Source organism: Pseudosporangium ferrugineum (assembly GCF_003002065.1).
Lineage (GTDB): Bacteria > Actinomycetota > Actinomycetes > Mycobacteriales > Micromonosporaceae > Actinoplanes > Actinoplanes ferrugineus_A.
The window spans coordinates 84,522-103,974 of sequence record NZ_PVZG01000011.1; the positions used below are offsets into that span (position 1 = coordinate 84,522).

Consider the following 19,453-nt stretch of genomic DNA (forward strand, 5'->3'; position numbering starts at 1 on the left):
TTCGCGTGACATCCGAGCTGCGTGACCTCCTGCGTGCCGAGTTCCGCTGGACCGAGCCGGAACCCGGCAGCGGCCTGCTCGTCAGCGACCGATCCGGGTGGTGGCGGCACCCACGGATCCTCGACGGCCTGGGACCCGGTCTGGCCGGCCTCTTCCCCGGCAGCAGCCCGACGGTCGTCGTCTCCCCGGAGGTGACCGGCTTCCTCGTCGGGCCGCTGGTGGCGCGCGCGCTGGGGGTGGGCTTCGTGGAGGCGTACCGCGCCGGCGCCCGCCGGCCGATCGCGGAACCGATGACCTGGGTGGACATTCCGGCCGATCACCGCGGCGACGCGCAGCGTCTGGGAGTGCGTACCCATCTGATCGGTACGGCCGACCGCATCCTGATCGTGGACGACTGGGCGGTCACCGGCGCGCAGACCCACGCCCTGCACATCCTCGCGGGCCGCCTCGGCGCGAGCGTGGCCGGCACCGCCGTGATCGTGGACGAGTGCCCGCCGGAGGTCGCCGCCGGACTCGGCCTCCGCGGCCTGCTCACCGGGGCGGATCTGAGCTAGGTACCGGGTGGCGCCTAGGTACCGCTACTCAGGAACGGCCGTCGATGGCTTACCAGGATGGTCGGCATGACCAAGTTCTTCTTCGGCAACTGGGTGACCCGCATCTATCTGTTCGCCGTCGCCATCACCGCGGTCATCCTGATCGGTGCCAACCTCGCCACCGGCGATCAGGAGCCGTCGTTCGCGGCGATCTACCTGATCGGCCTGACCGCCCCGGTCTCGGTGATCTTCGCGCCGATCGCGCTGCTCGGCGACGGCTGGCCGGCCATCGGCATGCTGTGGGGCAGCGTCGTGGCCGGGCTGCTGCTCAACACGCTGCTCATCAACACGATCGTGGGCGAGGTCGGCCGCTTCCGCTCCCGCCGCGCCTGACGTCCGCAGCCCTCGCTCAGGCCGGGCTCTTCCAGTCGGCGAGTACGCCGCGGGTGGGCGTCCAGCCGGTCGCCGTGTACTCGGCCACGCCGCGAAGGACGTACGGATCCTGCGCCATCAGCTCGCGGGCCTCCTCCTCGGTGCCGACGCCGAGCAGCACGACACCGCCGACGGCGGGATCCTGCCGGCCGGCCGAGACGACCAGGCCCCGCTCCTCCAGGCCCGCCAGGAACGCGAGGTGCTCGTCGCGCACCCGGTCCACCTCGTCGAGCGGGACAAGATACGTCGAGATCATCAGGTACACGATGGTGGTCCTCTCCGGCACGGAAGCTCGCGGTCATCGTACGATCGCCGGCCCGCCCGGGTGTTCCGGCCCGATTGTCAGCGACGGGGTCTAGCGTCCGGGACATGACAGCAGAGCAGGCCCCCCGACTGACGGTGGAATCGGTGAACATCGACTGCGCCGACCCGGAACGCCTGGCCGCCTTCTGGGCCGCCGCGACGGGCGGCTCGGTCACCGGCCGCTACGAGGACTTCGTCTTCGTCTCCCCACCCGCTCGCGGCGGCGTGAAGCTGTACTTCCAGCGGGTCGCCGGCACACGCCCCGGCCGCAACACGATCCATCTGGACCTCGCGACGCCGCCGGGAGGCCGCGAGACGGAGGTGCGGCGGCTGATCGGGCTCGGCGCCACCAAGAAGTGGGACGTGATCGGCGAGGTGCCCTGGGTGGACTGGACGACCATGGCCGACCCGGAAGGCAACCTCTTCTGCGTCGGGGCGACCCACCGCTGAGCCTCGCCCCTTCCGCTCAGGCGGTCGGCCAGGTGCGGAAGTTGTGGGAGCTCCGGCTCGGCGTCGGCCCCCGCTGCCCCTGGTAGCGCGAGCCGTACACGGCTGACCCGTACGGATGCTCGGCCGGGCTGGAGAGCCGGAAGATGCAGAGCTGGCCGATCTTCATGCCGGGCCACAGCTTGATCGGCAGATTGGCCACGTTGGACAGCTCCAGGGTGACGTGCCCCGAGAAGCCCGGGTCGATGAACCCGGCGGTCGAGTGGGTGAGCAGGCCGAGCCGGCCCAGGCTGCTCTTGCCCTCCAGGCGCCCCGCGAGCTGATCCCCCAGCGTGATCACCTCGAGCGTCGACGCCAGCACGAACTCGCCCGGATGCAGCACGAACGGCTCACCGTCGCCGACCTCGACCTCGGCGGTCAGGTCGTCCTGCCGCTCCGCGGGGTCGATGTGCGTGTACAGGTGGTTGTTGAACACCCGGAAGAAGCGGTCCAGTCGCACGTCGATGCTGGAGGGCTGCATCAGCTCCGGCTCGAACGGCTCGAGCGCGAGGTTGCCCGACTTGATCTCGGCCACCAGGTCACGGTCGGAGAGCAGCATCGGCACACCATACCGACCAGCCCTTTCTGCGTGTTCGAGTGGTCGTCTCGTACATATGTTCGATATGATGTTGCCATGGCTTCCTGGTCCGAATTCACCGCCGCCGAGCCCGACCTCGCCGCGGCCATCCGCGCGCTGCTCCAGCAGTACGGCCCCGGCATGGGCTACCTCGCCACCGTGCGCGCCGACGGTGGCCCCCGCGTGCACCCGGTCTCGCCGGTGATCACCGACGAGGGCCTCTACTGCTTCGTGGTCGACTCGGCGAAACGCCGCGACCTGGAACGCGACGGCCGCTACGCCCTCCACTCCTACCCACCGGAGGAGAGCGACGACGAGGCCTACCTGACCGGCCACGCCCACCGCGTCACCGACCCCGCCGTGACCACCCGCCTGGCCGACGCCCTCCGAGCCTCCCCCCACATCGACTGGCGCCTCTTCGAACTCACCATCGAAACAGCCATGCTCCGCCGCCATGGCCCCGCCGGCGCCCTCCCCCTGGCCATGAGCGTCCGCTACCCACCGATCACCCTCACGTGGCACGCCCCCGACCCCCACGCCACCCCGCCCCAGCCGGGCCTCGCACCCCACTCCACCACCACCGTGACCCTCGCCACCCCCACGGTCGACCACCCCCTACCTCCCACCAACCCGGCCGCCGCCCCCGCACCCCCAGCCGCAGCCGCCACCTCCCTCGAGAAGCCGGCCACCCCACCCTCACCCCCGACCGAAGCCTCCACCACCGACCAGCCCCGATCCCCCAAGCCACCGACCCCGCCGGTCCGCCCCCTCCGCCCAGCCACCCGCCTCCTCCAAGACCTGTCCCCCGCCACCACCAGTGCGTAGGCGCCGACCGGAAACCGCGATCTGCGTTCGCGGGGCGCTGCCAGGCCCGGAGGGAGCTGGGCCGCGCCACCTCCGGTCGGCGCCTACCCCAGGGCGGTCCCGCCACAGAACCCCAACATCGGGTACAGTGGGGCCGCCCGCGGGTGTAGTTCAATGGCAGAACATCAGCTTCCCAAGCTGACAGTGCGGGTTCGATTCCCGTCACCCGCTCAAATCCGGGAAGCCCCTGTCCGCAAAGTGCGCGGACCAGGGGCTTTTCGCATGCTGGCCTGGGGGGCGCCCCCCCAGACCCCCACGTTGCAGTGGTCGCTCTAAGAGCGGCGGGAGCGGCGGGAGCGGCGGGAGCGGCGGGAGCGGCGGGAGCGGCGGGAGCGGCGGGAGCGGCGGAACGCCGGAGCGGCGGGGTGGCATTGGGGTGCCGTTGGCTTGGGCGGGCCGTCTTGTCGGTGCTTGGGCGGGCGCGTTGGCTTCGTTCGGCTGGCTTGCGGGCTGACGCGCGGTAAGGCCGGACAGCGGGAAGATGTGCCTCCTGCTGCCCGGCCTTCGCCATGCCGGCGCGTTTCGGGGGTGGAGCAAGGCGGGTCAGCGTAGGGCGGAGACCGGGGTGGGGATCGCTCTTGTTACGACCGTGCGGTCGGTGTCGAGGAGTTCGTGGACTCGGGGGGCGATTTCGTCCGTCCAGCGGGGGTTTTCGTAGACCGCGGCGTAGCGGCGTTCGCGGTCCTGTTCGTCGTCGAAGCGGCGGATCCAGAGGTAGGCGTCGTCGTCTTGTTCGTCGATGAAGGAGCCGGTCACCGACATGCCCTGTTCGATCTGGTACGGCAGGACCACTGATTCCATGTAGGCGACCCACTCGTCGCGGCGGCCGGGTTTGGTCCAGTAGCGACGGATTTCGTAGAACATGTCAGGCTCCCTCGACCCGGAGGATCAGTTTGCCGCGGGTGCGGCCGCGTTCGCCGCGTTCGTGGGCGGCTGCGGCGTCGGCGAGGTCGAAGACGTCCTCGATCTCGGTGGTGACGATGCCGTTGTCGATCAGGGCGGCGATGCTCATCAGGGATACACCGTCGGGTTCGACCAGGAACGGCGTGGTGCGTACCTCGTGTTCCTGGGCGGCGGCGGCGAGTTCCGGCGAGACTCCGCCGGGGACGGCGACCAGCAGGCCTCCGGGGCGGAGGGTCGGCACCGACCGGAGGCCGGTTTCCCCGCCGACCAGGTCGAGAACCACGTCGACGTTGCCGACCGTGTCCTCGAACCGGGCTGTGCGGTAGTCGATCAGCTCGTCGGCGCCCAGGCCCGTCAGCCACTCGTGCCGGGCCGCGGACGCGGTGCCGATCACGTGGGCGCCCAGGTGCTTCGCGAACTGTACGGCGAAGTGTCCGACACCGCCGGCGGCCGCGTGCACCAGTACTCGCTGCCCGGCCCGTACTCCGGCGGTGTCGACCAGAGCTTGCCACGCGGTCAGTGCCGCCAGCGGCACCCCGGCGGCCTGCTCGTGGGTCGCCTTCGCGGGCTTCCTCGCGAACTGGCGGGCGGGAGCGGTCACGTACTCCGCGTAGGCGCCGGCTTGCCGAGGGAACCACGGCATCCCGAACACCTCGTCGCCCACCGCCAAGGTCGTCACGCCGAAGCCGAGCTGCTCGACGACGCCGGAGACATCCCAGCCGAGCACGAACGGCGGCGCGCCGAGCACGCCGGCCATTCCCGAGCCGGCCCGAGTCTTCCAGTCGACCGGGTTGATGCCGGCGGCGGTCACCCGGACCCGGACCTCCGTCGGCAAAGGATCGGGCAGTGGCACCCGCTCGACGCGAAGCACCTCGGGGCCGCCGAACTCGTGCTGGACCACGGCTCGCATCGTCTTGTCAGTCATCGTTACCTCCACGACGTCAGGTGAACGGGACCGTAGCCGCCGAAGCCTGGTAACCGGCAAGGACGCCTAGGCACCTCGAGGTAACCAGCCCTGACCCCGAATGCGCTGCTCACACGCGCCTCTCCGGCCCTGGAATGCGAGCTGGAGCACTCCGCCCACCTAGGCTGCGCGGTTGGCCTTGCGGCGCTGTTTGGTGTCGTACATGGCGGCGTCGGCCTGCCGGAGGACGTCGTCCGGGCTGGACAGCCCCTCGACGGACGTGGCGACGCCGACGCTCGCGCCGACGCGGATCTCCTGGCCGTCCAGAAGGATCGGGTCGACGAACAGGGTACGGATGCGCTCGCTCACGTGGTTCGGGCCGTGGGGCAGGTCCACCCCGTCGAGGAGGATCACGAACTCGTCGCCGCCCAGCCGGGCCGCCGTGTCGCCGTCGCGCAGCAGTCCGTGAAGTCGCCGCGCGACGTACACCAGGAGCTGGTCGCCGGTGGCGTGCCCGAGCGAGTCGTTGACCTGCTTGAAGCCGTCGAGGTCGAGGAACAGCAGGGCGAACCGGTGGCCCGGGTCGGCGGTCGAACGCTGCCAGGCCTGCCGCAACCGTTCGGTGAAGAGGGCGCGGTTCGGCAGACCGGTCAGGTCGTCGTGCAGGGCCGCTTGACGCAGCCGCTCGTCGCTCTCCCGCAGCGAACGCAGCAGGGCGTCCTGCTCGAGCGCCATCGCCAGCAGGGCGCCGGAGTGGTTCATCATCTCGCGTCCCGGCGGTGTGGTGTCCTGGATCCGGCCCACGGCCGCCAGCAGCCCCCAGTCGTGAGTCTCGCTGCGTACCGGAACGACGAAGACGGTCTCGTCGGCCGCGCCGTCGGCGAGCGCGAACATGTCGACCGGGGGGAACTCCCGGGCCAGGACGAGTCCCTTCGCCGTCTCCGGCTGCTGCCGGCCGGCGCTGAACGCGCCGACGATCTCGATCTCGCGCTCCGGGATCGTTCCCGCCGGGTCGTCGGCCGTACGCCAGAGGCCCAGGCAGCCACCGACAGCGGGGGTCCGGCCCAGCCAGCTCAGGTCCAGCGGGTCCCGGTCGTGCCGGCCGAGAAGTTCGAAGCTCAGCCGATACTGGATGTTGAGGGTCTGATCCAGGTAGACGTTCTCCTGGAACATCGCCCGGTAGGTGGTCTCGGAGATCTCCAGTTCCTTCGGCGGGCACCCGCACGAGTCCCGGGCGACGAACACGGACGGCACGGTGTGCGTCGCCGCCGACCGGTTCTCCCATCCGTCGGTGAGCAGGTCGTACGCGACCCGCGCGAGCCGATCCAGCGGCTGCTGCACGCTGGAGAGGCTCGGCCGCAGGAACTGGGCCTGGGGGATGTCGTCGAACCCGACCACGGCGACCGCGCCCGGCACGTCATGACCGGCCGCGGCCAGGGTCTCCATCAGGCCGACCGCGTTGCGATCGGTGCCGAGCACGACCGCGGTGGCGGGCATGCCGGCCGCCAGCAGCTTCCCGGCGAGCAGCCGGCCGCCGGTCTCCATGTTGTCGGGCGTGGTCAGCAGGAGGGCCGGATCGGGGTCGATGCCGTTGTCCAGCAGCGCCGTCCGGTAGGCCTCGTAGCGCTCCCGGACGTCGAACGTGTCCAGGTCTCCGCCGAAAGCGATCCGTTCGTGGCCGTGCGCGATGAGATGGTTGACGCTCTCCTCGACCCCGCCGCGGTTGTCCACCAGGACGACCGGGACGTCGGCGCCGGGCAGTTCGTGGCCGATCGCCACCACCGGAACGCCGCTGTCCCGCAGGGCTTTCGCGTACGAAGGGTGGATCGCTCCGGGCAACACCAGCACGCCGTCGAGGTAGCTCCACGCGATCGGCTGCCGGAAGTCGGGCAGGCCGCTGGACTCCGCGTCGACCGCCCCGGGGTTCAACGTCTGGATCGCGATGATCCGGTGGGCGGCCTCGACCGCGGCCCGGTTCACGCCGGCGATCAGGGCACCGAAATAGTCGCCGCCGACGAAGGGGGAGAGCACTGCGAAGGTGCGGATGTCGGGCACGCCGCCTCCGTTTGTCGATACCTCCGGTGCCCAGCTGTCCGCCGTAGGCGGCCCATCCCCACTTTCGGCAGGGCCGGCCGGATCCTGAGGAGGCATGCCCGGCCCCGTCACGAAAGTCCGGCCGAACCGAGGCGGCGCGAGCGACCGGCGCTTCGGCCGTTGGCAGCCGCCGACCTGCCCGAAGGTGGTGGTGCCCGATTCGTATGATCGCCGCCGTGCCGTTCGTTCCGCCGGCCTGCAACGGTTCCGGGACACCGTCGTGGGGCTGGGCGGTGACCCCGTCCACTACGCCCGGGAAGCCGGTCTGCCCGTGGCCGCCCTCGACACGGACGACCTGCTGATCCCGGACGCCGCGCTGGCGGCGGCGCTGGAGATAGCGGCGGTCGATCTGCGCTGCCCGGACCTGGGCCTGCGGGTGGCCGCCGCGCAGGAGCTGAGCATGCTGGGCCCGTTGGCCGTCGCCATCCGGCATGCGCCCTCGATGCGCGACGCGCTGGAATGCACCGCGGAGTACATGTTCGTGCACTTCCGCGGCGGGCGCCTGTCCCTGATCGGGGACCGGGAGGGCGAGCCGGGCATGACCGGCATGCGGTACGCGTTCGGCGAGGGCGTCCGGCCGCTGCCCCAGGCGATCGACATGACGATGCTGTTCCTGCACCGGTCGATCGCGTTCCTGGTCGGCGGCGAGTACGGCCTCCGCTCGGTGGATCTCCCGCACCCGGCCGCGGCGCCCGCCGAACGCTATCGGGAGGCGTTCGGCGTACGGGTGCACTTCGACCGGCCGGAGGCGGTGCTCCGGCTCCCGGTGAGCCTGTTCGACCGGCCGCTGAACGGGGCCGACGCCACGTTGCGGAACCTGGCGCTGGCGTTCCTGTCCCGGCAGGCACCGAAACCCGCGAGCGACGCCGCCGCGCGGGTGTACGCGGTCCTCGCCCGGGAGCTCGGTTCCGGCTCGGCAGAGCTGGCCGACGTCGCCCGGGTGCTGCTGATACACCCACGCACCCTGCAGCGCGAGTTGGCCGGCGAGGGCCAGTCCTTCGCGCGGATCCTCGACGACCTGCGCCGGTCCCGGGCGCGCATCCTGCTGACCACGACGGACATGTCGCTCGGCCAGGTGAGCCGTGCGCTCGGGTTCGCCGGCCAGGCCGTGCTGAGCCGCTGCGCCCACCGATGGTGGGGGATGAGCCCGTCCGCGTTGCGCCGGAGGGCCGGGTCGCACGAGGGCGCACCACGGTGAACGGGCGTCGGCGACCTCAGAATTTGATCGAGCGCGAAAGGAGTTTGATGTAGCGCGGCCTTTCCCCGGAGACCCGGGTCAGGTCGTTGCCGGCGGTCGGGGCCGGCAACATACTTCCCGGCATGTCACTGAGCGTACGCACCCTGGGCGGACCGAGGCCGCTGCCGTTGGTCGGCAACCTGCCGGAACTGACGCGTGGCAACCGGCTGCACCGGGTGCTGACCGACTGGGCCGACACGTACGGCCCCACCTATCGCTTTCGCATGGGCCGTACGGACGTCGTCGGCACCGCGGACCCGGCGCATCTCGATGTCGCCCTGCGGCGGCGCCCGGACGACTTCCGCCGCGCCCGGCGGATGGCCGAGGTCCTCGAGGAACTGGCTCCCCACGGTGTTTTCACGGCCGAGGGCAAGCAATGGCGCCGGCTTCGCCACGTCGCCACGCAGTCGCTGAACGCCGCCTATCTGCGGCAGTACTTCGCGACCATCACGCGGGTGACCGAGAGGCTGCTCGGGCGCTGGGAGGCCGCCGCCGCGGCGGGTGCCCGGGTCGACGTGCTCGACAGCATGCTTCGTTTCACCCTGGACGTCACCGCCGGCCTGGCCATGGGCGTCGACCTGAACGCGCTGGAGGATGACGGCACCGGGCTGCCCAGCCGGATGGCCACCCTCTTCCCGGCGATCGCCGACCGGCTCTTCGCGCCCTTTCCGTACTGGCGTTACGCGAAGCTGCCCCGCGACCGGCGGCTCGCGGAAACCCTGGACGAGTTCGCCGCGGTGGTCCGGGAACACTTCGCGCTGGCCCGGGACCGGGTGAACCTGGGCCGGCCGCCGTCGAACTTCCTCGAGGCGCTGGTGCGACCGCTGGAGAACGAGCCGGAACTCACCGACGAGGAGGTTGTCAGCAACATGCTCACCATGTTGGTGGCCGGTGAGGACACGACCTCGTCGCTGATCGCGTGGTCGCTGCACTTCGTCGCCGAGAATCCGGACGTCCAGGAGAGGCTGCGCGCGGAGGCCGACGAGGTTCTCGGGAGCCGGCGGACGCCCGACGATCCGCCCATGGTCGGCCGGCTGAAGTATGCCGCCGCGGTCGTCCAGGAGGCGCAGCGCATGTGCCCGGTCGCGCCGTACCTCATCGTGGAGCCGACCCGCGACCTGACGCTGACCGGCCAGGACCGGCGTGAGCTCTTCCTGCCGGCGGGGCAGCAGATCTTCCTGCTGAACACGTACGGCGCACTTCGCGACGTCGAGCGCTTCCCCGACCCGTACGCGTTCCGCCCGCAACGATGGCTGGACGCCGAGCCGACGGCCGAGACGTTTCCGTTCGCGCCGTTCGGCGGCGGTCCCCGCTTCTGTCCCGGCCGCAACCTGGCGCTGCTGGAGGCGGGGGTGGTCGTGTCGGTGCTGGCCCGGGAGATGGAACTGGTGCCCGACCGCTCGTCCGGCCCGGTCGGGGAGAAGGCGGCCTTCACCGTCTTTCCCACGAATCTGTTCCTGCGCCCGCGGAGCCGCGAGACCCGCCCGGCACGGGGCTAGTCTTTCGGCCGTGAAGCAGCTACATGATCCGGGTCAGCGGGGGTTCGCCAGCGACAACTACGCCGGGGTGCATCCCGAGGTGCTTGCCGCGCTGGCCGAGGCCAATGGCGGGCATCAGGTCTCGTACGGGGCCGACGTCTACACCGAGCGGCTCGCCGAAGTCATGCGCGGGCATTTCGGGGACCGGGCCGAGGTGTTCCCGGTGTTCAACGGGACCGGGGCGAACGTCACCGCGCTGACCGCTCTGCTGCCGCGGTGGGGCGCCGTCATCGCCTCCTCGAATGCTCATCTGCACACCGATGAGAACGGTGCTCCGGAGCGCATCGGCGGGCTCAAGCTGCTGACCGTCGACACCCCCGACGGGAAACTCACGCCGGAGCACATCGATCGGGAGGCGTGGGGGTGGGGCGACGAGCACCGGGCCCAGCCGCTGGCCGTGAGCATCACCCAGACCACCGAGCTGGGCACGCTCTACACGCCCGGCGAGATCCGGGCGGTTGCTGAGCACGTACACGAAAAAGGGATGGCGTTGCACATGGACGGCGCCCGGATCGCTAACGCGGCTGCCGCTCTCGGGGTGCCGCTGCGGGAGTTCACGACCGACGCTGGTGTCGACATTCTCAGTTTCGGAGGGACCAAGAACGGCCTTCTGTACGGCGAAGCGATCGTGACCCTCACTCCGGGCCGGGCCGACGGGCTCGTCTATCTGCGCAAGCTCAACATGCAGCTCGCCTCGAAGATGCGTTTCGTCAGCGCCCAGCTGCTGGCCTTGTTCGACGACGACCTGTATCTGCGCTCGGCCGGCCGGGCCAACGCGATGGCCGCCCGGCTGCGGGCGGCGCTCGAGGACGGCATCGCCCGCGGCGAGATCAGCGGCCTGGGTTTCAGCCGGCCGACGCAGGCGAACGGCGTCTTCGCGGTGCTGGCCAACGACGTGGCCGACCGGATCCGGGAGCGGGTGAAGTTCTACGACTGGGACCGCGCGGCCGGCGAGGTGCGCTGGATGACCTCGTTCGACACCACCGAGGACGACGTCGACGCCTTCGTCGCGGTGATCCGGGAGGAGCTCGCCCGCTGAGAAACGGGGCAGCGGAGGCGAACAGGACCATCTACGGTGGCCGATGACCGACCAGGAAAGGACACCGTGTTCCGTCTTCGCTCTCTCGCCGCGTCCCTCGCCGTTCTCGTCTCCGCCGTCGTCCTCGCGCCCGCCCCCGGCCACGCCGCGCCGGCTGCCGGCTCCGGCGGAACGATCGCCGGCACCCTCACCACCGCCAAGGGCGCACCCGTCGCCGGCATCCGCGTACAGGTGAAGTCGTCCACCGGCGCGGACGACCAGCTTCCCCTCGTCCGCACCGACGAGGCCGGGCATTACGAGCTCGCGCCGCTGCCCGCCGGGCAGTACCGCATCGGCTTCTACTTCCCGGAGACGCTGTCGACGCAGTGGGTGCCGCGGAAGGCCCGGGAGTCCCAGGCCACGTGGTTCACCGTGCGTGACGGCGAGACGACCATCGTCGACGAGGCGCTCTTCCCGACCGGCGGCCTGCGGATCACGTTGCGCGCGGCCGACGGCGCGAGCATCCCGGGGTTCTGCGTCGACGCCATCGGCGAGCTCTACCTGAAGGCCGGCTGCACGGCTGAGGGCGTACTGGTGCTCTCCGACCTTCCGGTGGGCACCTACGCGCTGTCCGTGGCCGCGGACGGCAACCAGGGTGTGAGCCGGACCTTCACGCGCGTCGTCGAGGACGTCGTCACGCCGGTCGAGGCCAGGCTGCGGTAACGCCCTACAGGATGGTCAGGAAGACGTTGTCGATCTGACCGGCGAACTGGTCGTTGCCGCGGTTCGGGCCCTTGCCTCCCACGCGCAGCGGCTCGGCGTTGGCGATGGACAGGTCCGGCGGCACGGCCACGGAGGCCCGCGGCACGCCGTCCACCGCCAGCTCCAACCGGTTTCCCGTACGGGAGCACTCCAGCTCGTGCCATGCGCCGTCGGCCACGTCGACGGCGGGCTCCGCGCGGTAGATGCGCGTACGGCTGGCGATCACGCAGCTGGGGTGCCCCTGCCGGTGGTCGACCTGGAGCTTGAACTGGCTGCGGCCGCCGACCGAGTAGCCCTTCTGGAGCACGTTGGCGCCGTCGGCCAGGTCGCTGTGCGTCATGAGGATCGACGCGCCGTACCGCATCGGCCGGGTGCCGGGGTTGAGGTCGTCGTCGGGCAGGCCCTCGAGGATGGCCCGCGGGCACTCCCGTTCGCGCGGCAGCGTGCAGCGCTCGGGATACTGCACGGCCAGGCCGTTCCCCTGGGGTACCAGGCTCAGCGTGCCGCCGTTCTGGCCGAGCGGCCGCAGCTCGAAGCCGCCGCGCTGGTCGGTGATCGGCTGGTGGACGCCGCCGTCGAAGGTGTAACGGACCGTCACGGGGACGGTCGCCACGCCGGGCCTGCGGGTCCGGTCCGGCGCCTGGAAGCCGAAATCGGCGCCGGGGGTGAGCACGCCGCCGGAGGGGTGCGGCTGGACCAGCGGCGCGAGCCGGGGCGCGGCGTCGCTGCGCTGCGCGAAGTGGGCGACGGTCAGCAGGCCGACGCCGAGGACGGTGGCGGACGCGAGGGCGCCGAGCGGGCTGAACCAGGACCGGCGGGTGGCGAACATGCGGCTATTGTCCGAAACTCGGCTACAACTGTTAAGTACAAACTCCGCGTCGGCGCAAAAGTGGCGTAAAGCACCCGATTGCGGTCACCCGAACGGTCCGCGCCAGGCCACGGCCCGGCCCCGGCCGGCGGCCCGCGGTCCGGCTCAGGGCCGGGTGACACGCGCCCGACCCGCGGCCCCGCCCGCCGGTTCCGGGCGGGCGGCACCCGCTCAGACCGCGGCCCGGCCCGCCGGTTCCGCGGTCGAGGTGGGTTCGCCGATGACCGCGTGCAGGACGTCGTCCAGCGCGATGACGCCGAGCGGCCGTCGCCCGTCGCTCACCAGCACGATGTGCCGGCGGTCGCGGCGCATGGCCAGCAGCAGGTCCGCCAGGTTCCGGTCCGGCGGCACCACGGCGAGCGGCCGGATGATCTGCGCCGGGACCGGTTGCCGCCGCTCGGCGCCCTCGTAACCCAGGACATCCTTCACGTGTACGAAGCCGAGCACGCGCCGCGTCTCCCGCTGCACCACCGGGAACCGGGACCGGCCGCTGCGCGTGGCCAGCGCCTCGATCGTGGCGGGAGAGGCGTCGTCCGCCACCGTGGTCACGCCCGACCACGGGCGCAGGGTGTCCGCCGCGGTCCGCTCGTTCAGCCCGAGGGCGGCGTGGATGCGCGCGTACTGCTCGGTGCCCAGGAGTCCTTCCGCCCGCGCCTGGCTGACCATGCCGGCGAGCTCCTCGGCCGTGAAGACCGTCTTGACCGCGTCCGTCGCCTCGATCTTCCACAGCCGCAGCACCGTGCGGGACGCCCAGCGCATGGCCGTGAGGATGGGCCTGGTCGCCGTACAGAAGGCAAGCATGAAGGGCCCGAGGATCAACGCCGAGCGCTCCGGGCCGGCGAGCGTGATGTTCTTCGGCACCATCTCGCCGACCACCGTGTGCAGGAAGACGACGACGCCCAGGGCCAGCACGAACGCGACCGGGTGGACCGCGTTCTCGGGCAGGCCGGCCGCCTCGAACGGGCCCTCCACCAGGTGGGCCAGCGCCGGTTCGGCGATGGCGCCGAGGCCCAGCGAGCAGATCGTGATGCCCAGCTGCGCTCCCGCGATCATCAACGGGATCTGGTTCATCGCCGACAACGCCCAGCGGGCCGGGCGCGACGACTCGGCGAGCGGCTCCAGCGCCGTACGCCGGGACGCGATCAGCGCGAACTCGCCACCGACGAAGAGCGCGTTGCCCAGCAGCAGCACCACCGTGACCAGCAGTTCAGTCATCGGCGTGCTCCGGCGGCGCGACCACCCGGACCTGCTCGATGCGGTGCCGGTCCACCTCCATGACGGTGAACTCCCAGCCCTCGTCCTCGAGCGACTCGCCCGGCGCCGGGATGTGCCCGAGGCGGGCGAGCAGGAAGCCGGCGAGCGTCTCGTACGGGCCCTCGGGCAGCCGGAAGCCGGTCTGCTCGGCCAGCTCGTCCTCGCGCAGCAGGCCGTCGACCAGGAACGTACGGTCACCGCCCGGCGCGGTCAGCGTGGCGCTGCCGGCATCGGTGACCTCGACGTCGTACTCGTCGGCGATCTCGCCCACCAGCTCCTCGATCAGGTCCTCGACCGTGACCACGCCGTCGGTGCCGCCGTACTCGTCGACGACGATCGCGAGGTCCGCGTCCGCCGCCCGCAGCGCCGCCAGCACCCGGTCCAGGCCGAGGCTCTCCGGGACGTAGACCGGCTCCCGGGCCACCGCCGACACCGGTGTCGTGGCCCGGCGGTCGGGCCGTACCCCCAGGGCGTCCGGCACCCCGACGACGCCCACCACGAGGTCGAGCGTCGACTCGTACACGGGAAAGCGGGTGTGTCCGGTCTCGCGCGCGACCTTGATCAGATCCGCGACGCTCGCGGTGGTCTTCAGGCCGACCACGTCGACGCGCGGGGTCATCGCCTTCGCCGCGCGTTTCTCGCCGAAGCGGATGGTGCGGCGCAGCAGCGTCGCGGTCTCCGCGGGCAGCGCGCCGGCCCGGGCGCTGATCGCGGCGAGCAGGCCCAGCTCCTCCGGGGAACGCGCGCTGGCCAGCTCCTCCTGCGGCTCGATGCCGAGCCGCCGGACCAGCCAGTTGGCGGAGCCGTTCAGCGCGCCGATCAGCCATTTGAAGAGCCGGGAGAAGGTCCGGAGCGGCGCGGCCGTCGCCAGGGCGACGCGCATCGGGCGGGCAAGGGCGGCGTTCTTCGGTACGAGCTCACCGAAGAGCATCGACACGAGCGTGGCCAGGACCAGCGCGAGCAGGTGCGTGATCGTGTCGGTGTGCCCGCCGGCGATCGGCGCGATGGCCGGGGTGAACAGCCGGGACAGCGCGGGCTCGGCGAGGTAGCCGGTGAGCAGGGCGGTCAGCGTGATGCCCAGCTGGGTGCCGGAGAGCTGGAAGGAGAGCTCGTGCAGGGCGTGCCGGACCGTACGGGCCCGGCGGTCGCCCGCGTCGGCGCGCTTGTCGATCTCGACCCGGTCGACGGTGACCAGTCCGAACTCGGCTGCCACGAAGAACGCGTTGCCCAGCGTGAGCAGCGCGAAGGCCGCCAGCGGGAGCACCGCGGTCAGGAGCAGGCCGTCCATGATCGGTTCACCTCGGCCCTCATTGTGCCGGAACGAGGCTGAGGGGGCGCCGTCAGGCGGAGGTCTTGTCACCCTTGATGCTGCGCAGCAGAACGCTGGCAACATCGATGACTTCGACGTTCTCCTGCTCGCCCTTGCCGGTGACCCCGTCGCCGATCATCGTGTAGCAGAACGGGCAGCCGACCGCGATGGTCTTGGCGCCGGTCGCGAGGGCCTCCTCCGTGCGCTCCACGTTGATCCGCTTGCCGATCTTCTCCTCCATCCACATGCGCGCGCCGCCGGCGCCGCAGCAGAAGGAGCGTTCCTGGTTGCGCGGCATCTCGACGAGGTTGGCCGCCTCGCCCAGAACCTCCCGGGGCGCCTCGAACACGCGGTTGTGCCGGCCCAGGTAGCACGGGTCGTGGTACGTGACGTCGCCCTCGATCGGCTGCACGGGCGTCAGCTTGCCCTCCTTCACCAGGTGGGCCAGCAGCTGCGTGTGGTGCACGACCTCGACCTTGAGGCCCAGCTGCTCGTACTCGTTGCCCAGGGTGTTGAAGCAGTGCGGGCAGGTCGCCACGATCTTCTTGACGTTCGCCTCCTGCAACGTCTCCACGTTCTGCTGGGCGAGCATCTGGAACACGAACTCGTTGCCGATCCGCCGAGCCGGGTCGCCCGAGCAGGTCTCGCCCTCGCCGAGGATGGCGAAGTCGACGCCGGCCTCGTGCAGCAGTGTGGCCACCGCGCGGGTGGTCTTCTTGGCCCGGTCCTCGAACGCGCCGGCGCACCCGACCCAGAACAGGTAGTCGAAGTCCGCCTCGCCGACCCGCTTGATCTCGAAGTCGAGGCCCTTGGTCCAGTCCTCACGGGTGTTCTGCGGCGCGCCCCACGGGTTGCCCTTGTTCTCCAGGTTGCGCAGCATGACGCCGGCCTCGGCCGGGAAGTTCGACTCGATCAGCACCTGGTAGCGCCGCATGTCCACGATGTGGTCGACATGCTCGATGTCCACCGGGCACTGCTCCACGCACGCCCCACAGGTGGTGCAGCTCCACAGCACGTCCGGGTCGATGATGCCGTTCTCGTCGGCGCCACCGATCAGGGGCCGCTCGGCCTCGGCCAGGGCCAGCACGTCGACGCCCTTGAGCTGCTCCTCGGTCGCCTTCTCCTCGCCCGTCAGGTCCTTGCCACCACCGGCCAGAAGATACGGGGCTTTCGCGTACGCGTTATCGCGAAGCGACAGCACGAGCAGCTTGGGCGACAGCGGCTTCGCCGTGTTCCAGGCCGGGCACTGCGACTGGCAGCGGCCGCACTCCGTGCACGTGGAGAAGTCCAGCAGGCCCTTCCAGGTGAACTGCTCGACCTGGGCGACGCCGAACTGGTCCTTCTCGGGGTCCGCCTCCTCGAAGTCGAGCGGCTTGCCCTCGCTCATCATCGGCTTCAGCGCGCCCAGGCCGGAACCGGCGGGCTTCTCCGGGCTGCGCTTGAAGAAGATGTTGAAGAAGGCCAGGAAGCGGTGCCAGGCGACGCCCATCGTCACGTTGAGCGCGATGGTGATCAGCCAGCCCATGGAGATGCACAGCTTGACCAGCGCGACCCAGGTCGGCCCGTCGGCGGCGGCCGGCAGCAGCGCGCCGACGCCGTGGCTGATCGGGGTGGCCCAGGTGGGGAACTCGAACGTGTCGTTGGCGACCTTGAAACCCCGGATCAGGAACCCGCAGATCAGTACGCCGATGATCACGGCCTCGACGAAGTAGCCCTGCCACATCGTGGAGCCGGTGAACCTGCTGCGCTTCTTGTTCTTGTCGCGCTGCCGGCGGTAGATCAGGTAGCTGATGCCGACCAGGCCCAGGGCGCCGATCACCTCGGTGACCAGCCCGTAGATCGTCCAGTGCCCGACGATCGGCAGCCCGCCCTCGGGGTCGACGACCTCGAAGTACGCCTCGACCACCAGCAGGAACAGGATCATGAAGGAGACCATCACGAACCAGTGCGCGGCACCGATCGCGGTCCACTTGAGCATCCTGGTGTGGCCCAGGGTCTCCTTGAGCATCGTCCTGGTGCGGAGGCCCCTGTCACCGGAGCGGGTGGGGTCGGGCTTGCCGAGCCGGATGACCGCGATCATGGACATGACGGCGCGCACCGCGAGCACGACCGCCACGAGGGTGACGGCGCCCGCCAGGACGGTGGCGACGATCTGCGCGATGCCCATGTGCCTTGTGCCTCCTCGGTCGGGGGTGCCGACCTATGTTACCCACGGGTAATCGTTTTGCGTGCGGGAGATCGTCTCCGGTGTTCACGCCGCAGCCGAAAGCGCACCTCATGGCCGGGAGCCCTGAGGTGCGCAGTGGGGACGAATCAGACCTTACGGCGGCTACCGCCAGCGCGAGAGAAGTCCCAGGGAAGCCACCATGCAGCCGAAGCCGACGAGCAGGTTCCAGTAGCGCCACGCCTCGACCGGATACTGCTGCTCGGAGAGGTAGTAGACGACCAGCCAGCCGATGCCGAAGACGATCAGGAAGACCGCCGTGATCGGCAGCCACACCGGGCTCGGCTTCCGGGACGCGGCCGTCGCTGCCGGGCGGACGTCCGTCGGCGGCGTGTAGACCTTCTTCTTGCGGACCTGTGACTTCGGCACGGTGCTCTCCTGAGGGCAACAAGTGGTGAACAACCCACCGCTGAGCGGCTCCGGGGACCCCGAATGCTGCCCGTGGCGAATACTGTTCGATAGCTAGCGTAGTCAAGGCGGCGCGCGTACAGGCACCCGCCGGTGGGTTTTTCGGACCAGCACGGGTTTTTCGGACCGGTACGGGTTCGGATGGACACGGGGAGGAAGGCGGACGTGGAGTACACCACGGGGACGCCCTCGTGGCGACTTGTCATGCGCCGCGCCCTCGGGGGGCTGCGGCCGCGACGGCGAGGACAGCGGCAACGCGGGTGGTCGGTGGGCGTACCGCTCATCGCGCTGGCGGCCGGGCTGCTCTTCACCACGTCGGCCACCACGGCGAGCGGCACGGCCCTGCGCGACGATCGCCGGCCGCAGCTCGCCCAGCTCATCACCGACAAGCGCGTACGGCTCGAGGAGCGCGAGCATCAGGCCGCGTCCCTGCGTACGACGGTCGACCAGGACGCCGCCCGGCTCGCCGACGTGGACGAACCGGTCAAGGAGGCCCGCCAGCGCGCCGACGGCATGCGCGAGCCGGCCGGCTTCACGGAGCTGCGCGGCCCCGGCGTCACGGTCACCCTCAACGACTCGTCGCGGCGGCCCGCCGACGGCGGCGACGACGCCCCGCAGAATGACGATCTCGTCGTCCACCAGGGTGACGTCCAGGCCGTCGTGAACGCCCTCTGGGCAGGTGGGGCCGAGGCAATGTCGATCATGGATATCCGCGTCATCTCCACGAGCGCGGTACGCTGTGTCGGCAACACGCTGCTGCTACACGGCCAGGTCTTCTCGCCGCCATTCAAGATCACGGCGATCGGCGAACCCACAGCGATGCATCGGGCGTTGGAGTCCGCAGAGGGAGTCCAACAATTCCGGAGTGCGGTCGCCGATTACGGCCTCGGCTACACGGAAACCGTCGAGAGGAACGTGACTGTGCGGGCGTACGACGGGTCGAGTGACCTCCGATCCGCCGAGGTCACCGAGTGATGGACCCGTCGAACGCCCCGGGGGGCGCGGCGAACTCGGGTCGGCACCGCGCACCGGACGGTGACGCGCAGACGGCGTTCATCCCCCGCATCACCGACGTGTCGGCCGACGGCGTACCGGGCGGCCCGCTCGACCCGCAGCCCGCCCCCCTCACCCCTCCGTGGCCCGGATCTTCGGCACCAACCTCGGAAACCGACGTTCCCCCGCAGGCTGCTACAAATCAGACACTCCCGGCCCCCGACGGCATCGACCCGGAGGTGGCCCGCGCCGCCGCAGCGGCGCGAGCAGCGGCCCGCAAGGGCACCCCTCCCGTACGCCCGAGCGCCCCGGCCCCGGCACCCGTCCCGGGAGAATTCGACTTCTTCGCCCCACGAACAACCCCCGCCGCCACCCCCGCCGGCCCGACGCCGCCAGGACCCGTCGGCGGTGCAGCTTCCGCGGGCGCGGCAGCCCCGGCCGGCGGATCGGGTGCCGGGGCCCCCGGACCGATCAGCGGGGCCGCCCGCACGGCCACGGCCGGGCCGGTCAGCGGCATGAGCTCGGCCGGGCCGGGCGGCGACGCGAGCTCGGCCGGGACAGCTGGGCCCGTCAGTGGCATGGGCGCAGCGGGCACGGCTAGGTCGGTCAGCGGCATGAGTCCGGCCGGGATGGCTGGGCCGGTCAGCGGCGGGAGTGTCTCCGGGCCGGCTCGGCCGGTTCCGCACCCTGCGTCGCCGGCTCAGTTGCCCAGCGACGTAGCAGCGCAGGCCGCCGCCCATCTCCCC

At 71.0% G+C, this 19,453-nt stretch carries 18 protein-coding genes, 1 tRNA gene and 1 pseudogene; 10 read left to right on the forward strand and 10 right to left on the reverse strand.

Translation table 11 applies throughout. The annotated features are described in order from the left end of the window. Nucleotides 1-5: 5 nt before the first annotated feature. Nucleotides 6-554, forward strand: coding sequence for a phosphoribosyltransferase (locus tag CLV70_RS22925; protein ID WP_106128650.1), 549 nt, complete (start codon nucleotides 6-8; stop codon nucleotides 552-554). Nucleotides 555-620: 66 nt separating this feature from the next. Next, the gene (locus tag CLV70_RS22930) at nucleotides 621-926 is read left to right on the forward strand and encodes an SCO4225 family membrane protein (RefSeq protein WP_146164127.1); all 306 of its coding nucleotides are present in this window, start codon (nucleotides 621-623) and stop codon (nucleotides 924-926) included. A 16-nt stretch (nucleotides 927-942) separates the two neighbouring features. Here the strand turns inward: CLV70_RS22930 and CLV70_RS22935 are convergent, their stop codons facing one another. Further along, the gene (locus CLV70_RS22935; protein ID WP_245908400.1) at nucleotides 943-1,251 is read right to left on the reverse strand and encodes a YciI family protein; all 309 of its coding nucleotides are present in this window, start codon (nucleotides 1,249-1,251) and stop codon (nucleotides 943-945) included. An 83-nt stretch (nucleotides 1,252-1,334) separates the two neighbouring features. Between CLV70_RS22935 and CLV70_RS22940 the strand changes: the two genes are divergently transcribed. Then, the gene (locus CLV70_RS22940; RefSeq protein ID WP_106128652.1) at nucleotides 1,335-1,718 is read left to right on the forward strand and encodes a VOC family protein; all 384 of its coding nucleotides are present in this window, start codon (nucleotides 1,335-1,337) and stop codon (nucleotides 1,716-1,718) included. A gap of 16 nt (nucleotides 1,719-1,734) precedes the next feature. Here the strand turns inward: CLV70_RS22940 and dcd are convergent, their stop codons facing one another. After that, nucleotides 1,735-2,313 carry a dCTP deaminase gene (dcd, locus tag CLV70_RS22945; protein WP_106128653.1) on the reverse strand — a complete coding sequence of 193 codons (579 nt, stop codon included), beginning with the start codon at nucleotides 2,311-2,313 and terminating at the stop codon, nucleotides 1,735-1,737. A 75-nt stretch (nucleotides 2,314-2,388) separates the two neighbouring features. Here dcd and CLV70_RS22950 point away from each other — a divergent pair. Together CLV70_RS22950 and CLV70_RS22955 are read left to right on the forward strand one after the other, a co-directional pair. Beyond that, nucleotides 2,389-2,880 (forward strand): annotated as a pseudogene (locus tag CLV70_RS22950) (pyridoxamine 5'-phosphate oxidase family protein); the annotation flags it as partial. A gap of 415 nt (nucleotides 2,881-3,295) precedes the next feature. Next, nucleotides 3,296-3,366 (forward strand) — tRNA-Gly (locus tag CLV70_RS22955). A 372-nt stretch (nucleotides 3,367-3,738) separates the two neighbouring features. Here CLV70_RS22955 and CLV70_RS22965 read toward each other — a convergent pair. From CLV70_RS22965 to CLV70_RS22975, 3 genes are all read right to left on the reverse strand, one after another. Beyond that, complete coding sequence (locus CLV70_RS22965) at nucleotides 3,739-4,059, reverse strand: NIPSNAP family protein (RefSeq protein ID WP_106128654.1); 321 nt, start codon at nucleotides 4,057-4,059, stop codon at nucleotides 3,739-3,741. A 1-nt stretch (nucleotide 4,060) separates the two neighbouring features. Beyond that, nucleotides 4,061-5,023, reverse strand: a complete 963-nt coding sequence (locus CLV70_RS22970) for an NADP-dependent oxidoreductase (protein WP_245908401.1) — start codon at nucleotides 5,021-5,023, stop codon at nucleotides 4,061-4,063. 159 nt (nucleotides 5,024-5,182) lie between these two features. Further along, entirely contained in the window at nucleotides 5,183-7,057 is a 1,875-nt protein-coding gene (locus tag CLV70_RS22975) for a substrate-binding and GGDEF domain-containing protein (RefSeq protein ID WP_158277803.1), read from the reverse strand. A gap of 190 nt (nucleotides 7,058-7,247) precedes the next feature. Here CLV70_RS22975 and CLV70_RS22980 point away from each other — a divergent pair, with 190 nt between their 5' ends. The 4 genes from CLV70_RS22980 to CLV70_RS22995 all read left to right on the forward strand — a co-directional run bounded on the left by CLV70_RS22980 (nucleotide 7,248) and on the right by CLV70_RS22995 (nucleotide 11,612). Next, nucleotides 7,248-8,294, forward strand: coding sequence for an AraC family transcriptional regulator (locus CLV70_RS22980; protein WP_211303846.1), 1,047 nt, complete (start codon nucleotides 7,248-7,250; stop codon nucleotides 8,292-8,294). A gap of 122 nt (nucleotides 8,295-8,416) precedes the next feature. After that, nucleotides 8,417-9,832: a cytochrome P450 gene (locus tag CLV70_RS22985; protein ID WP_106128658.1), complete on the forward strand. Its 1,416-nt coding sequence runs from the start codon at nucleotides 8,417-8,419 to the stop codon at nucleotides 9,830-9,832. Between the two features lie 10 nt (nucleotides 9,833-9,842). Beyond that, the gene (locus tag CLV70_RS22990; RefSeq protein ID WP_106128659.1) at nucleotides 9,843-10,910 is read left to right on the forward strand and encodes a threonine aldolase family protein; all 1,068 of its coding nucleotides are present in this window, start codon (nucleotides 9,843-9,845) and stop codon (nucleotides 10,908-10,910) included. A 66-nt stretch (nucleotides 10,911-10,976) separates the two neighbouring features. Then, nucleotides 10,977-11,612, forward strand: coding sequence for an MSCRAMM family protein (locus tag CLV70_RS22995; protein ID WP_158277804.1), 636 nt, complete (start codon nucleotides 10,977-10,979; stop codon nucleotides 11,610-11,612). A 4-nt stretch (nucleotides 11,613-11,616) separates the two neighbouring features. On the opposite strand, the gene CLV70_RS23000 is transcribed toward CLV70_RS22995, so the two are convergent. The 5 genes from CLV70_RS23000 to CLV70_RS23020 form a co-directional block, all read right to left on the reverse strand. After that, complete coding sequence (locus CLV70_RS23000) at nucleotides 11,617-12,480, reverse strand: LamG-like jellyroll fold domain-containing protein (RefSeq protein ID WP_106128661.1); 864 nt, start codon at nucleotides 12,478-12,480, stop codon at nucleotides 11,617-11,619. 210 nt (nucleotides 12,481-12,690) lie between these two features. Next, on the reverse strand, nucleotides 12,691-13,734 hold the full coding sequence (locus CLV70_RS23005) for a hemolysin family protein (RefSeq protein WP_106128662.1): 1,044 nt from the start codon (nucleotides 13,732-13,734) through the stop codon (nucleotides 12,691-12,693). After that, on the reverse strand, nucleotides 13,727-15,061 hold the full coding sequence (locus CLV70_RS23010; protein ID WP_106128663.1) for a hemolysin family protein: 1,335 nt from the start codon (nucleotides 15,059-15,061) through the stop codon (nucleotides 13,727-13,729). The genes CLV70_RS23005 and CLV70_RS23010 overlap by 8 nt, the downstream gene beginning before the upstream one ends. 52 nt (nucleotides 15,062-15,113) lie before the next feature. Beyond that, complete coding sequence (locus CLV70_RS23015; RefSeq protein WP_106128664.1) at nucleotides 15,114-17,249, reverse strand: (Fe-S)-binding protein; 2,136 nt, start codon at nucleotides 17,247-17,249, stop codon at nucleotides 15,114-15,116. A gap of 162 nt (nucleotides 17,250-17,411) precedes the next feature. Further along, complete coding sequence (locus CLV70_RS23020) at nucleotides 17,412-17,675, reverse strand: cell division protein CrgA (protein ID WP_106128665.1); 264 nt, start codon at nucleotides 17,673-17,675, stop codon at nucleotides 17,412-17,414. 204 nt (nucleotides 17,676-17,879) lie between these two features. On the opposite strand from CLV70_RS23020, the gene CLV70_RS23025 reads away from it, so the two are divergent. Beyond that, entirely contained in the window at nucleotides 17,880-18,689 is an 810-nt protein-coding gene (locus tag CLV70_RS23025; protein WP_106128829.1) for a DUF881 domain-containing protein, read from the forward strand. The last annotated feature ends 764 nt before the right edge of the window (nucleotides 18,690-19,453 follow it).